Origin of the sequence: Bacteroides sp. AR29 (assembly GCF_900217715.1) — a bacterium.
In the GTDB taxonomy this organism is placed as follows: Bacteria; Bacteroidota; Bacteroidia; order Bacteroidales; family Bacteroidaceae; genus Bacteroides; species Bacteroides uniformis.
On the sequence record NZ_OBMS01000017.1, the window covers coordinates 59599 to 75216 of the forward strand.

The following is a 15618-nucleotide window of genomic DNA, read 5'->3' on the forward strand; positions in this document are numbered from 1 at the left end:
GTATTTCTTAATTAATCTTCAGCAATATGCGGATGAACATTGTTTTTCGTATATTTGTTGATTGAAAGAACAGTTCAATACTTAATCATTTATTAATAATAAATTTTATGAAAACCAATCTAAGCTCTCAAATCACTCTCAACAGAGTCTCCCCCAGGTACTATAGACCTGAGAATGCATTTGAACGGTCGGTATTGACCCGACTGGAAAAAATCCCGACAGATATTTATGAGTCTGCGGAAGAAGGCGCCAACCAGATTGCCCTTGACATTGCACAGTTAATCCGTGACAAGCAAAAGGCGGGACGTTTCTGTGTCTTGGCACTGGCAGGCGGTAACTCTCCGCGCAATGTATATGCAGACTTGGTACGTATGCACCAGGAAGAGGGATTAAGTTTCCGCAACGTAGTCATATTCAACCTCTACGAATATTATCCATTAGCTCCCAATGCCATCAACAGCAACTTCAACGCATTGAAGGAAATGCTGATAGACCATGTGGACATTGACAAACAGAATGTTTTCACCCCCGACAGCACCATCGCCAAAGACGCCATCTTTGAATATTGCCGTCTTTACGAGCAGCGCATTGAAAGTTTCGGTGGCTTAGACATCGCTTTGCTGGGCATTGGCCGTGTAGGTAATATAGGTTTCAATGAACCGGGTTCACGCCTGAACTCTACCACTCGTCTGATATTGCTGGACAACGACTCCCGCAATGAAGCTTCCAAGATGTTCGGTAGCATTGAAAATACCCCCATCAGCTCCATCACCATGGGAGTAGCCACCATCCTCTCGGCAAAGAAAATATATCTGCTGGCATGGGGTGAGGAGAAAGCGCAAAAGGTGAAAGAATGCGTTGAAGGTCCGGTAACAGATACTATCCCTGCATCTTATCTGCAGACTCACAACAATGCACATGTAGCTATCGACTTGTCTGCCGCCGCCAATTTGACGCGTATCCAACGCCCCTGGCTGGTAACCTCCTGCGAATGGAACGACAAGCTCATCCGCAGTGCCATCGTCTGGTTGTGCCAACTCACCGGAAAACCCATTCTGAAACTGACCAACAAGGACTACAACGAAAACGGTCTGAGCGAACTGCTGGCATTGTTCGGCTCAGCCTATAACGTGAACATCAAGATATTCAATGACCTGCAACATACCATCACCGGATGGCCGGGCGGCAAGCCGAATGCTGACGACACCTATCGTCCTGAGCGTGCAAAGCCCTATCCAAAACGTGTGGTCGTATTTTCTCCGCATCCCGATGATGACGTTATCTCCATGGGAGGCACCATCCGTCGTCTGGTAGAGCAGAAACATGACGTGCATGTGGCTTACGAAACTTCCGGTAACATTGCCGTAGGCGATGAAGAAGTTATCCGCTTCCTGCACTTCATCAACGGGTTCAACCAAATCTTCAACAACAGCGAAGACCAGGTCATCAATGACAAATATACTGAAATCCGTAAATACTTGAAGGAGAAGAAAGACGGTGACATGGATACACGCGACATCTTGACCATCAAGGGACTGATTCGCCGTGGCGAGGCACGCACTGCATGTACATACAATAATATCCCTCTGGATCACTGTCATTTCCTTGACCTGCCATTCTACGAAACGGGCAAGATACAGAAGAATCCTATCAGCGAAGCAGACGTGGAAATTGTACGCAACCTATTGCGTGAAGTGAAACCCCATCAGATTTTCGTTGCCGGCGACCTGGCCGACCCGCACGGCACACACCGTGTTTGTACGGACGCCGTATTTGCCGCCATTGACTTGGAAAAAGAAGAAGGTGCCAAATGGTTGAAGGAATGCCGCATCTGGATGTACCGCGGTGCATGGGCCGAATGGGAAATCGAAAACATCGAGATGGCTGTGCCCATCAGCCCGGAAGAACTGCGTGCCAAGCGTAACTCTATCCTGAAGCATCAATCGCAGATGGAAAGCGCACCGTTCCTGGGCAATGACGAACGTCTGTTCTGGCAACGCAGCGAGGACCGTAACCGCGGAACAGCTGCCTTGTATGACAGCCTCGGACTTGCTTCCTATGAGGCGATGGAAGCCTTTGTGGAATACATTCCGCTATAAACGGATAAAATATTAACAATAGGATGAGATGTATTGCTCCGGCAATGCATCTCATTTTTTCATGTCTCAGCCTTCTTATATTCCCAAGGAATATTTGCAGATATAAAAACAATCAAATAATTTTGTTACTTATTTATCGAAACGACAAAACTTAAAAACAAACACCATTATGAAAAAGTATGCTATCAACATCCTTGTCATTTTATTCCTACTCACGCCATTTACATTGTTTGCAAATGGATGCCATGCCAATAACGACACCATCAAAGTATTGGCAATAGGCAACAGCTTTTCACAAGATGCAGTAGAGCAATATTTGCACGAACTGGGAGAAGCTGAAGGTATCACCATGATTATCGGCAATATGTTTATCGGAGGATGTTCACTGGAACGGCACGTGCAAAACATACGCAACAACGCTCCGGCCTATGCCTATCGCAAAGTAGAGAAAGACGGGGAAAAAACAGAAACCCGGTCAATGACTATTGAGAAAGCACTGGCCGATGAGAAATGGGACTATATCAGTGTTCAGCAGGCCAGCCCTTTGTCTGGTATCTATGACAGCTACAAAGCTTCCCTACCTGAATTGGTTAACTATATCAGGGAACGAATTGGAAAGGAAACCGTATTAATGGTGCACCAGACATGGGCTTATGCTACCAATGCCAACCACACCGGATTCAAAAACTATGACCAGAACCAAATGAAAATGTACACCAGCATTGTGGATGCAGTAAAGAAAGCCGCCAACCTGGTGGGTATCAAGAAAATTATCCCTTCGGGAACCGCCATACAAAATGCACGTACCTCCTTTATCGGCGACCATATGAATAGGGACGGATACCACCTTGACTTAACCATAGGCAGATATACAGCTGCCTGCACATGGTTTGAGGCATTGACCCATCAGAATGTAACAGAAAACCCATATTCTCCCGAAGGAATGGACCCAATCCATAAGAAAGCAGCTCAAATGGCTGCGCACAACGCCATCCTCTATCCGGACAAAGTTACGGAACTGACAGAACTGAAAAAGATTGCCGATTAATGCTTTTTAATTCTTAAGACTTACTTATATGTCTGCAAAATAATAAAAAGAAAGTAACCCGCTCATCAGTGAAGCTTTCTTTTATGTACTTTTGCACGCACCACCGTCTGGTAAAAGCAGATATTGGCAACTTCAATATTTCATCAGTATGAAAAAACTTATCCTAACCGGCATATGGCTCTTGTGTGGATTCCTCCTTCCGGCACAAGAACTAGAGCAGAATGTGGAAGAACGCCTCCAGACATTCTTTAGGGAATACACCACCCATACGGCCAACATCGGTACCTGCAAGCTGGATAGTTTCCGCATTGACTTCCGGAAGAAGAAATTGCTTGTCTATACAAACGAGTGCTTTGCCTACCAGCCTCTACGGCCTGAAACCGTTGATGCCATTTACCGCCATCTGGGACAAATCCTGCCAGGACCGGTGAACTATTTCGACCTCACCGTCTTTGCTGACGGGAAGAGCATCGAAGAGCTTATCCCCAACCTCTACCGGAAAGGGAAGAAAGACAAGGCACGTCTGTTCAGCCACCTGGAATACAAAGGTACCCCCTGGGTAACCCGTACCTCGCGCCCCTACGACATCACCCGCGGACTGGAAGGACGCCACATCGCCCTTTGGCAAAGCCACGGGAAATATTATATCAATGACAAGGACAAATGGGGATGGCAACGCCCGAGGCTGTTCTGCACTACAGAAGACCAGTTCACCCAATCCTTCATCCTGCCCTACCTCCTGCCCATGCTAGAGAATGCAGGAGCCAATGTATTCACTCCCCGCGAAAGGGACACGCAGAAGCAGGAAGTCATCGTAGACAATGACGGTAGCCTGAGCGGACATGGAGGACAAGGTTCCCTTTATCTGGACGTGAAAAGCCGGAAAGCACGTTGGGAACAGACCTCCCGACCCGGATTTGCCCAACGGAAACGAGTCTATCAAGACAATGAAAACCCTTTCCTCTCCGGCACGGCACGCTTTGCCAAAACTGAAAAGAAGAAAGACAAGGCTTTTGCCGAATGGGTACCCGATATTCCGGAAACGGGAGAATATGCTGTATACGTATCTTACCAAACACTGCCGGGCAGCGTAAGCGATGCCAAATATCTTGTATTTCACAATGGAGGCGTCACGGAGTTCAAGGTGAACCAGCAAATAGGAAGCGGCACATGGGTGTACCTCGGCACATTCACTTTTGACAAAGGCCGGAACGACTACGGCATGGTGGTATTGAGCAACGAAAGCAAAGAGAAAGGCGTGGTCTGTGCCGATGCCGTCCGCTTTGGAGGGGGCATGGGCAACATTGCCCGCGGGGGACAAACCAGCGGCTTGCCCAGATACCTGGAAGGCGCACGCTACTTTGCCCAATGGGCAGGCATGCCCTATCCCGTCTATGGAGGCTATGAGGGAAAGAATGATATGAACGACGATATCAACGTACGTTCCCGTACAGTGAATTACCTTGCAGGAAAATCACTATTCAACCCAACGGAAGAAGGTTTGGGCATCCCCTTTGAAATGAGTATGGCCCTGCATAGCGATGCCGGTTTCAGTAAGGAAGATGAGATTATAGGCACTCTCGGCATTTATACCACCAACTTCAACAACGGTCGGCTGCATGCCGGTACAGACCGCCATGCCTCCCGTGACCTTTCGGACATTCTGCTAACGCAGTTGCAGCGTGATATCCGCTCTACCTTCAACGTAGACTGGACACGCCGCAGCCTATGGAACCGCAACTACAGTGAAACACGCCTGCCCGCCGTCCCTTCCACCATCGTAGAACTGTTGTCGCACCAGAACTTCGCAGATATGCGCTTGGGACATGACCCTAACTTCAAGTTCACCGTCGGGCGTGCGCTCTATAAAGCCATTCTGCAATACATATGCAGCCAGCACGGCAGAGACTACGTTGTCCAACCCCTTCCCGTCAGCCACTTTGCCATCCGCTTCGGTCAAAAGAAGAATACTTTAGAGCTTTCCTGGCAAGGAGAGGAAGACCCGTTGGAGCCGACTGCCAAACCACGTGAATACATTGTATATACACGTATCGGTCGTGGAGGATTTGACAATGGCGTACGCGTCAGCTCCCCATCCCACACCGTAAAAATAGAACCGGGCATCGTCTATTCCTTTAAAGTAACCGCCGTAAACCGGGGTGGCGAAAGCTTCCCTTCGGAAATTCTTGCCGCCTACAAGGCAAAGCGTGAAAAAGGACAGATACTTATCGTCAACGGATTTGACCGCATCAGCGGGCCTGCCGTTATAGACACCCCCGATGCGGCAGGCTTCGACTTGTCACAAGATCCCGGCGTACCCTATCTCTATGACATCTCCCTCTGCGGCGCCCAGCAGAATTTTAGCCGGAAGGAAGCAGGACGACGTCTGGGAGAGAGCAGTGACGAATACGAAGGCATGAAAATCATCGGAAACACTTTCGATTACCCCTTCGTACATGGCAAAGCCATCCAGGCAGCCGGAAATTACAGCTTCGTCTCATGCAGCGACGAGGCTGTGGAAAAGGGCATCCTCTCATTGGAGGATTATCCGATAGTGGACTATATCCTCGGACTTGAGAAAGAAGACAATTCCAGCAATCCGGCACGCAATACCTACTACAAAACATTCTCCTCGCCCATGCAGCGCATACTGACTTCCTATTGCCAGTCGGGAGGTCATCTCCTGGTCAGCGGTGCCTACGTAGGCAGCGATATGGACAGCTCGCAGGGCAATAAAGAATTTATTCAGAATATCTTGAAGTACCGGCATGGCAACTCTCTGAAAACAGACGGGGACAAAATCGCTGTCCGGGGACTGGGGCATACCTTCACCCTTCCCCGCCTGCCGAATGAGCAAAGCTATCCGGTCACTTCCCCTGATTGCATCCTGCCCATGTCTCCCGCTTTTCCAGTCATGACCTATGCCATCGGCAACACACCCGCCGCCGTAGCCTATCAAGGCAGTGATTATCGCACTTTTGTCATGGGATTCCCTTTTGAAAGCATCCGGGAAGAAACATCCAGAAATGTAATTATGGCATCCATACTCCGCTTTCTCACCACAGATTACACAGATTAACACAGACAAAATAGCAATCCCTATAAATAATCTGTGAAAATCTGTGTAATCTGTAGTGAAAAAACTATCTTTGCTTCCATTAATCATTAAACATTAACCACTAAACATTAAACATCATGTACACTATACAAGCCAACCCCAGCGGAACCCGTAGTTTAGAAGTTTCTGAAGAGAATCTTGCCACCATCGAGAAATACGGCCTCTTCCGCCATCTCATCGACAGCAACGGTATTGTGGACGAAACCGTGCTCGACAAGTTGAAACTGAACATCCGCTCCCTCATCGCCGCGCAAGAGGAAGACAGCAAAGACCTGCTCGACCTCTGTATCGACGTTATCTATCACAACAACATGAAGGCCTTCGGACTACAACAGCTCATCAAGCTCTATCTGCAATGGCTTTCCCAACAAGACACCATAGAAGAAGAATAAATGAAAACCATCGACACCTGCGGACAACAGCATTACAGCCCTTTAATCCCTGCCATCAAAGCCATGTGCGAGGCCGGAAAAGGCGAGAAGCTGGAAATCATCATGGACGACGCTGCTGCCTTCAATGACATGAAAGAGTATCTTTCCGAGCAGCAGATAGGCTTCCGTGAGATTTACGACGGAGAACGGATGACATTACAGTTTTTAATGTGCAAATGAAAGAATATCGCCTTACAGACTGGCTTCCTACTACCAAGAAAGAAGTGGAACTACGTGGTTGGGACGAATTGGATGTAATACTTTTCAGCGGTGACGCCTACGTGGATCACCCTTCTTTTGGAGCCGCCGTCATAGGCCGCATCCTCGAAGCAGAAGGATTGCGCGTAGCCATCATCCCCCAACCCAACTGGCGCGACGACTTGCGCGACTTCAAAAAACTGGGACGTCCCCGTCTGTTCTTCGGCATCAGTCCCGGCTGTATGGATTCGATGGTCAACAAATATACTGCCAACAAACGCTTGCGCAGTGATGACGCCTATACCCCGGATGCACGTCCGGATATGCGTCCGGAGTACCCTTCCATTGTATATACCCAGATATTAAAGAAGCTATTCCCCGATGTCCCCGTCGTACTGGGCGGCATCGAGGCAAGCATGCGCCGCCTGACGCACTATGACTATTGGCAGGACCGTGTACGCCCCAGCATCCTCCTCGACAGCGGAGCCGACTCACTCATCTACGGTATGGGAGAGAAACCGGTGGTGGAACTTGCGGAAAGGCTGAAACGCCAACAGACACAGATGGACGCCCCAAGCTTCAAAAAGCTCATCGCCGATATTCCCCAAATGGTTTACCTTGACAAGGAAGTAGTGGTACAAGAAGGGGATATCACCCTCTTTTCCCATGAAGAATGTCTGAAAGATAAAAAGAAAGAAGCTGCCAACTTCCGTCATATCGAGGAGGAAAGCAACAAATATACAGCATCCCGCATCTTGCAAAAGAGCGGCAAGCTGACGGTAGTAGTCAATCCTCCCTATCCCCCTTTGACGGAAGCTGAACTCGACCGTTCTTTCGACTTGCCATACACGCGCCTGCCCCATCCCAAATACAAGGGAAAACGTATTCCGGCATACGACATGATAAAGTTCTCCGTCAACCTGCATCGCGGATGTTTCGGAGGATGTGCCTTCTGCACCATCTCCGCACACCAGGGCAAATTCATCGTAAGCCGCAGCAAGGAGAGCATTCTGAAAGAGGTGAAAGCCATCACGGAGCTGCCAGACTTCAAGGGTTATTTGAGCGATTTGGGAGGCCCGTCGGCCAATATGTACCGCATGAAGGGACGGGATGAGGCCGTCTGCAGGAAATGCAAACGCCCGTCGTGCATCTACCCCAAGGTATGCCCCAACCTGAATACGGACCACCGTCCGCTGCTCGACATCTATCATGCCGTAGATGCCCTGCCCGGCATCAAGAAGTCCTTCATTGGCAGCGGTGTACGCTATGACCTGCTGCTGCACCAGAGCAAGGACCCGAACACTAACAAAAGTACGCAGGAATATACCCGCGAGCTCATTGCCCGCCATGTCAGCGGTCGCCTGAAGGTAGCACCGGAGCATACGTCAGACCGCGTGCTCAACATCATGCGCAAGCCTCCGTTCAGCCAGTTCGGTGAGTTCAAGAAGATATTCGACAGGATTAACCATGAAGAAGGACTACGCCAGCAGCTTATTCCTTATTTCATCAGCAGCCATCCCGGATGCAAGGAGGAAGATATGGCAGAACTTGCCGTCATCACCAAGCGACTGGACTTCCATCTGGAACAAGTGCAAGACTTTACCCCTACTCCCATGACCGTTGCCACCGAAGCATGGTACACGGGCTTCCATCCTTATACGCTGGAACCGGTATTCAGTGCCAAAACGCAGCGCGAGAAACTGGCTCAACGCCAATTCTTCTTCTGGTACAAACCCGAAGAGCGCAGGAACATCATAAACGAACTGCGCCGGATAGGACGGACGGATTTGATAGACAAGCTATACGGGAAACGATAAAAATACGATATTTCCAAGAAACTCACAGCAACTGCATGAAACGATTCCTCCTCCTCTGCCTATCCCTACTCCCCATTGGAGCGACAGGTCTGCTGGCACAAAGCGAATGCCTGCCGCAAAATTACAGTATCATCTTCGGTGGCGGTGTATCCTTACCTCATGTAGAGGGAAACCGTAACGACTTCTTCAGCAAGAATGGCAACCGGGTGGGATATGACCTGATGACAGAAGGCCGCTACTACATCACGCCCCTATTTGCCGCAGGACTTCAATATGACTATCTACGCATGGCACGCCTGCCGGATAAGGCACATCTGCACTGCATACGCCCCAACATCACATACCGGCCCTTGTGGAGCAACGGGAATCAAGGACTGTTCCTCTCGTTCGGCATCGGGTATATGAACTATCAGGAACGGACATATAAACGCGGTGAACGGAACGGACACCTTTTCCATAAAGGATATTGTGGAATAACTTTCGCAGCAGGCTATGAGTTCCGCATCAGCCGTAAACTCTCGGGCATGATTCGCTGTGATTTCCTGACAGCAGACTGGTTTGCCAACCCCGATGCACGACTTTATAACACAGACGGGTATGATGACGGAGTAGACCATAGCTGGTTCAAAAACAACATCACTTTCTTCAATTTGGGATTCGCCTTGCAGTTCGGACGTTAGTGGCAGGAGTGGCAACAGTTTACTCTTCCACCTGCATTGCCACTACCTCCTGCAACACACAGACAGCTTCTTCTACCGTCTTGACATCCTTCACCAACATACTCCGTTTGTTGTTCTGTTCGCGCAGGTCACAACGCCGGGTGTACTTCATCATGTAGGCAATGACCTTACCGAAAGCCTGGCTCTGATAGTACGGGCTGTCCGGATTGGAGACGAAGAACAGGGACATGCGCCCACCTTTCAGAAAGACTTTCTCCACGCCGAGGCGGGCAGCCAGGCGTCGCAAGGGAACGATGTGCAGCAGTTCTTCCGTTTCGGGAGGAATCGGGCCGAAGCGGTCTTCGAGGCGGGAACGGAAAGCATCCACATCCTTGTCGAGTGTCAATCCGTCCAACTCGCGATAGAGCAACATACGCTCGCTGCTGCCAGTCACGTAATCGGCAGGCAACAGAAGTTCGAGGTCGCTTTCCACCTGGCATTCGTCCACAAACTGCTCGCCACTGATGACGCCTCCGTCTGCTTTCAGTTCTTCGGCATAAAGGTCGGCAAACTCGTCGGTCTTCAGTTCGTGCACAGCTTCGGAGAGAATCTTTTGATACGTCTCGTAGCCTAGGTCGGCAATGAAACCACTCTGTTCGGCACCGAGCATATTGCCTGCGCCACGGATGTCAAGGTCCTGCATGGCAATGTGGATGCCACTGCCCAGGTCGGAGAAGTTCTCGATGGCTTGCAGGCGTCGTTTTGCTTCGGGAGTAAGGGAGGACAAAGGCGGTGCCAGCAGGTAACAGAAAGCTTTTTTATTGCTCCGCCCCACACGTCCGCGCATCTGGTGCAAGTCACTGAGGCCGAAGTTCTGCGCCTGGTTGATGATAATGGTATTGGCATTGGGTATGTCGATGCCACTTTCGATGATGGTAGTGGCAAGCAGCACGTCGTAATCGTAATTGACGAAATCAAAGATTATCTTCTCCAGTTCGGCAGGCTCCATCTGTCCGTGTCCGATACAGACACGGCAGTCGGGAATGTGCCGCTCTATCATGGCCTTCAACTCAAACAGATTGGAAATACGGTTATTCACGAAGAATACCTGCCCGTTACGGCTCATCTCAAAATTGACGGCGTCGGCAATGATTTCCTCGTTGAAGGTGTGCACTTCCGTCTGGATGGGATAGCGGTTAGGCGGCGGTGTCTGGATGACGCTCAAGTCGCGCGCACCCATCAGCGAAAACTGCAAGGTACGGGGAATGGGTGTAGCCGTCATGGTCAGCGTATCCACATTCACCTTCAATTGGCGGAGTTTCTCCTTGACGGAGACGCCGAACTTCTGCTCCTCATCAATAATCAACAAACCAAGGTCTTTGAACTTAACGTCTTTTCCCAGGATACGGTGGGTACCGATAAGAATATTCACTTCCCCTTCGGCAAGCCCTTTCACTACAGCCTTTGCCTGAGCAGCGGTGCGGGCACGACTCAGATACTCCACCCGGCAAGGCAAGCCTTTCAAGCGCTCCTTGAAGGTCTGGAAATGCTGATAGGCAAGTACGGTAGTGGGCACCAGTACAGCCACCTGCTTATTGTCCGCCACAGCCTTGAAAGCGGCACGAACAGCCACCTCCGTCTTGCCGAAGCCCACGTCACCGCACACCAGGCGGTCCATCGGACGGGCACTCTCCATGTCGACCTTCACGTCGGAAGTAGCCTTGCTTTGGTCGGGGGTATCCTCATAGATGAAGGAGGCTTCCAACTCCCGTTGCAGGAAGCTGTCGGGACTGTATTGGAACCCCTTCTCCTCGCGGCGTTGCGAGTAGAGTTTTATCAAGTCGCGGGCAATATCCTTTATCTTCGTCTTGGTGCGGTCTTTCAGCTTCTCCCAGGCTCCGGTGCCGAGCTTGTTGAGGCGGGGCGCTTCACCCTCCTTTCCCTTGTACTTGGAAACCTTGTGCAGAGAGTGGATGGAGACAAACACCACATCTTCGTTCTGATAGACAATCTTCATCACCTCCTGCGTGGTGTCACCGTTGGGGATACGTACCAGTCCGGCAAAACGCCCCACACCGTGGTCGGTATGCACCACATAGTCGCCGGGGGTGAATTGGTTCAGCTCCTTCAGGCTCAAGGCCACCTTGCCGCTGCGTGCCTTGTCGCTCTTCAAGTTATACTTGTGAAAGCGGTCGAACAGCTGATGGTCGGTAAAGACGCAGATACGCAAAGTGTCGTCGGCAAAGCCTTCGTGCAGTGTCCGTTCCACGGCGGTAAAGGATATGTTGTCTCCACGGTCCTCAAAGATGGCACGGATGCGGTCGGTCTGTTTCAGGCTGTCGCTGCATATGTAGATGGTGTAGTGACGGGAGAGGTATTCGCGGAAACTCTCCGCCACCATGTCGAAGTTTTTATGGAAGATAGGCTGTACCGTAGTATGGAACGAGACGGTAGCATCCGGCGTTCCGGTGGGCTTGTTGCCGAACTCCATCCGGCGGAAATCGAGGGCGCGCAGGGTGAACTCGCCACCATCAATCAGCTTGCCTTCCAGCGTGATGGCTCCATTCTCCTCCGACTCACGGGCGGCGATGGCCTGTGGGGTGAGCGATTCGTCGTGCACGGTCTGGATGCGTTCGCGTAGCCAGAGAAAGTCGCGCATGGCAAGCAAGCTGTCCGACGGAAGGAAATCGAGGAACGACACCATGCCGCCGCTTCCCTTTTTTTCCAGGCTATGGCTCAAGTCGGGAACTATCACGATGCTTTCTTTCTTCTCCTTCGAGAGCTGTGTTTCCACCTCGAAGGTACGGACGCTTTCCACCTCATCGCCGAAAAAGTCTATACGGAAGGGATATTCGGAAGAGAAGGAAAAGACGTCGATAATACTGCCACGAACGGCATACTGCCCCGGCTCGTAGACGTAGTCCACATATTCGAAACCGTAGCTGCGCAATACGTCCGTCACGAAGTTCATATCCACCCTCTCGCCTGCATGCAGTTTCAGTGTATTGTCTCCAAGTTCCTTACGTGAGACCACCTTTTCGGCCAGCGCATCCGGATAGGTCACCACGCAAAGCCCCTCTTCTCCTTTTTGCAGGCGACTCAGCACTTCTGTACGGAGTATTTCGTTTGCCGCATCCTTCTGCCCGTACTTGATGGCGCGGCGGAACGAAGAAGGAAAAAACAATACCTGCTCTGTCCCCAATATCTGCGTCAAATCATGATAGAAATAACCGGCTTCCTCCATATCGCCCAGAATGAAAACGAGCGGACAAGTAGCCCGCTGAACCAATACAGACGAAAACAAAGAAGCGGCAGAGGCATATAAACCTCCGCAATATAGGTGACGGACAGAGTTATCTTTCAGAAGCCTGCACACCCCCTCTACATTGGGATGGGAAGCATAAGATTGTTGCAGTTCAGTTATATTCATTGCTTTGCGCTTTTTCCCCCGGTATTACCTCTCATAAGGTATCCTACCGAAATAAATTCGGTGCAAAAATACACAAATAATCTTTAGCTTTGACCTGTCGGCAACTATGTTCTCTGAAATAATCTTTCTGCTGTCAGCCTGCACATCCTTCACCTTTTTTCTGTATCGCCCTATTTATCGGGGAAGGCAATGAAACTTCTTTTCCTCCAATTATGAATAACACAGCCTGCACAATCCCTATTCAGGAGTTATGTTACACAAAGTTTATCCCCAGCCTGCGGACATGTATCCCAGGGTTTGGTCTGTCTATCCCAAGGCTTGGGATAGACAGACCAAGACTGAAGAGCACTTTTTCTCCCTATATCTACCCACTTTATCCTTTATACTTCGAAAGTTTTTCTTTAATAGTTTGAATGTTTTCTGTTAATGATTGAAACGGGAATAGCTAAAGATTGAGGCTAAAGTTCAAAGTCAAGCATACGGTTCTTTGATTTAACCTGCATTCCTCATAGTCAGGAGTTAGAAGGAACTACATAAATGAAAGAGTCGTGGCGCCAGAACTTTGCAAAATCAAGATTTGTGTGAAAATGCTGCCAGATAAAAAAGAAATGTATTACATTTGTTCCCAGTTATAACCCCCATTACCTATAAGTATGCAAACATCAGACAGCATTGTCATCATCCCCACCTACAATGAACGGGAGAATATAGAAAATATCATCCGTGCCGTTTTTGCTCTGAAACATGGTTTTCACATCCTTGTCATTGAAGACGGTTCGCCGGACGGAACGGCTGCCATTGTAAAGACCTTGCAGCAGGAGTTTCCCGAACGCCTCTTCATGGTGGAGCGCAAAGGAAAGTTAGGACTGGGTACAGCCTACATAGCCGGCTTTAAGTGGGCATTGCAACGAGGTTATGAGTATGTATTCGAAATGGATGCCGACTTCAGCCACAATCCCCAAGACTTGCCGCGACTCTACCGCGCCTGCTCCGAAGAGGGTGCCGATGTAGCCATCGGTTCACGTTATGTGAGTGGTGTGAACGTAGTGAACTGGCCCATGGGACGTGTACTGATGTCTTATTTTGCCTCCAAGTATGTGCGCTTCATCACCAGGCTGCCCATCCACGACACTACAGCCGGATTTGTATGTTACCGCCGCCGGGTATTGGAGACTATCAATCTGGACGGCATCCGCTTCAAAGGATACGCCTTCCAGATAGAAATGAAATTCACCGCCTACAAATGCGGCTTCAAGGTAAAGGAAGTGCCTGTCATCTTCATCAATCGCGAACTGGGCACCTCCAAAATGAACAGCAGTATTTTTGGTGAAGCCGTATTCGGAGTGATTCGGTTGAAATGGAACAGTTGGTTCCATAAATATCCTACCGTAGATAAGGAGATGAAGTGATAGGTGATAGAGTGATAGGGGTTTACTATAAATATTAGGAAGATATGAAAAGAACATTGATACATAACGCTACGATTGTCAACGAAGGACAATCCGTGAAAGGTTCCGTAGTGATAGAAGACGGGCGCATTGCAGAGGTACTGACCAACTGGAAACCTCTCTCCGCCCCTTGTGACGAGACCATAGATGCCACCGGATGCTATCTGTTGCCTGGCATCATCGACGACCATGTACATTTTCGCGATCCCGGGCTGACCCACAAAGCGGACATCCTCACCGAAAGCCGTGCGGCTGCCGCAGGTGGTGTGACCTCCATCATGGATATGCCCAATACAAATCCGGTGACCACTACGCTGGATGCCTTGAACGCCAAACTTGATTTGCTGAACGAGAAGTGTATCGTAAACCATTCCTGCTACTTCGGCGCAACAAACGACAATTACAGCGAATTCGGCAAGCTGGACAAGCACCGCGTCTGCGGTATCAAGCTATTCATGGGCTCCAGTACCGGAAACATGCTGGTAGACAAGATGAACAGCCTGCTGAACATCTTCAACGGTACAGACATGCTGATTGCCGCCCACTGCGAAGACCAGGAAACCATCAAGAACAATATTGCCAAGTATAAGGAAATGTTTGCCGGAGAGAATGATATTCCCATAGGCAAGCATCCCTACATCCGCTCCTCGGCAGCATGCTATGCATCTTCTGAGCTGGCAGTACGGCTGGCAAGGATTGCCGGTGCACGGCTGCATATTCTGCATGTGTCCACAGCCAAGGAACTGCAACTGTTCAATGACTATTCACTTTCCGAGAAGCATATCACCGCCGAAGCATGCGTTGCCCATCTCCTCTTCACGCTCAGTGACTATCGCACGTTGGGCACACGTATCAAGTGCAATCCTGCCATTAAGAAGCAAGCCGACCGCGATGCCCTGCGTGCAGCCGTCAACTCCGGCCTGATAGACGTTATAGCCACCGACCATGCGCCCCATCTGCTCTCCGAAAAAGAAGGAGGTGCCTTGAAGGCCATGTCCGGCATGCCGATGATACAGTTCTCACTTGTCAGCATGCTGCAACTGGTGGATGAGGGAGTATTCACACTCGAAACCATCGTTGAAAAAATGTGCCATGCTCCCGCACAAATTTACCGCATCAACGAGCGCGGCTATATCCGTGAAGGTTACCGGGCAGACCTTGTGCTGGTACGCCCCGATACCCCGTGGGAAGTGACAGCCGACAAAGTTTTGAGCAAATGCGGCTGGAGCCCATTGGAAGGACATACCTTCAACTGGAAAGTGGAAAGGACTTTTGCCAACGGACATCCCGTTTATAGCGACGGCATGGTGGACGATGCTTATCGTGGCGAGGAACTGAGATTTGGGGAGTGAAGGCTAGGAATTAAGGAT

10 protein-coding genes are annotated in these 15618 nt (G+C 50.0%); 9 read left to right on the forward strand and 1 reads right to left on the reverse strand.

Annotated features, from left to right (window positions below; translation table 11 throughout):
- The first annotated feature begins 107 nt into the window (after positions 1-107).
- From CSD97_RS12015 to CSD97_RS12045, 7 genes are all read left to right on the forward strand, one after another.
- A complete protein-coding gene (locus CSD97_RS12015) occupies positions 108-2099 on the forward strand; it encodes a glucosamine-6-phosphate deaminase (protein ID WP_005826674.1) in 1992 nt (663 codons plus the stop codon).
- A gap of 169 nt (positions 2100-2268) precedes the next feature.
- Complete coding sequence (locus CSD97_RS12020) at positions 2269-3147, forward strand: DUF4886 domain-containing protein (protein ID WP_005836017.1); 879 nt, start codon at positions 2269-2271, stop codon at positions 3145-3147.
- A 148-nt stretch (positions 3148-3295) separates the two neighbouring features.
- A complete protein-coding gene (locus CSD97_RS12025; protein WP_034523129.1) occupies positions 3296-6226 on the forward strand; it encodes a xanthan lyase in 2931 nt (976 codons plus the stop codon).
- A gap of 116 nt (positions 6227-6342) precedes the next feature.
- A complete protein-coding gene (locus CSD97_RS12030; RefSeq protein ID WP_005826681.1) occupies positions 6343-6657 on the forward strand; it encodes a hypothetical protein in 315 nt (104 codons plus the stop codon).
- Positions 6658-6876, forward strand: coding sequence for a sulfurtransferase TusA family protein (locus CSD97_RS12035; RefSeq protein ID WP_005826683.1), 219 nt, complete (start codon positions 6658-6660; stop codon positions 6874-6876). It begins immediately after the preceding gene.
- Complete coding sequence (locus tag CSD97_RS12040) at positions 6873-8711, forward strand: YgiQ family radical SAM protein (protein ID WP_005826685.1); 1839 nt, start codon at positions 6873-6875, stop codon at positions 8709-8711. The genes CSD97_RS12035 and CSD97_RS12040 overlap by 4 nt, the downstream gene beginning before the upstream one ends.
- A gap of 35 nt (positions 8712-8746) precedes the next feature.
- Positions 8747-9391: a hypothetical protein gene (locus CSD97_RS12045; RefSeq protein ID WP_005826687.1), complete on the forward strand. Its 645-nt coding sequence runs from the start codon at positions 8747-8749 to the stop codon at positions 9389-9391.
- 19 nt (positions 9392-9410) lie between these two features.
- Here the strand turns inward: CSD97_RS12045 and mfd are convergent, their stop codons facing one another.
- On the reverse strand, positions 9411-12800 hold the full coding sequence (mfd, locus tag CSD97_RS12050; protein WP_098032448.1) for a transcription-repair coupling factor: 3390 nt from the start codon (positions 12798-12800) through the stop codon (positions 9411-9413).
- A gap of 653 nt (positions 12801-13453) precedes the next feature.
- Here mfd and CSD97_RS12055 point away from each other — a divergent pair.
- Together CSD97_RS12055 and CSD97_RS12060 are read left to right on the forward strand one after the other, a co-directional pair.
- Positions 13454-14209, forward strand: a complete 756-nt coding sequence (locus CSD97_RS12055; protein WP_098032449.1) for a polyprenol monophosphomannose synthase — start codon at positions 13454-13456, stop codon at positions 14207-14209.
- A 44-nt stretch (positions 14210-14253) separates the two neighbouring features.
- Positions 14254-15600, forward strand: a complete 1347-nt coding sequence (locus CSD97_RS12060) for a dihydroorotase (protein WP_061412044.1) — start codon at positions 14254-14256, stop codon at positions 15598-15600.
- Positions 15601-15618: the final 18 nt, after the last annotated feature.

Excerpts from the sequence above, each read along its gene's own strand:
- CSD97_RS12020 (WP_005836017.1), top strand. The coding sequence starts at position 2,269 with ATGAAAAAGTATGCTATCAACATCCTTGTCATTTTATTCCTACTCACG.
- CSD97_RS12035 (WP_005826683.1), top strand. The coding sequence starts at position 6,658 with ATGAAAACCATCGACACCTGCGGACAACAGCATTACAGCCCTTTAATC.
- CSD97_RS12055 (WP_098032449.1), top strand. The coding sequence starts at position 13,454 with ATGCAAACATCAGACAGCATTGTCATCATCCCCACCTACAATGAACGG.
- CSD97_RS12015 (WP_005826674.1), top strand. The coding sequence starts at position 108 with ATGAAAACCAATCTAAGCTCTCAAATCACTCTCAACAGAGTCTCCCCC.
- CSD97_RS12025 (WP_034523129.1), top strand. The coding sequence starts at position 3,296 with ATGAAAAAACTTATCCTAACCGGCATATGGCTCTTGTGTGGATTCCTC.
- CSD97_RS12060 (WP_061412044.1), top strand. The coding sequence starts at position 14,254 with ATGAAAAGAACATTGATACATAACGCTACGATTGTCAACGAAGGACAA.
- mfd (WP_098032448.1), bottom strand. The coding sequence starts at position 12,800 with ATGAATATAACTGAACTGCAACAATCTTATGCTTCCCATCCCAATGTA.
- CSD97_RS12040 (WP_005826685.1), top strand. The coding sequence starts at position 6,873 with ATGAAAGAATATCGCCTTACAGACTGGCTTCCTACTACCAAGAAAGAA.
- CSD97_RS12030 (WP_005826681.1), top strand. The coding sequence starts at position 6,343 with ATGTACACTATACAAGCCAACCCCAGCGGAACCCGTAGTTTAGAAGTT.
- CSD97_RS12045 (WP_005826687.1), top strand. The coding sequence starts at position 8,747 with ATGAAACGATTCCTCCTCCTCTGCCTATCCCTACTCCCCATTGGAGCG.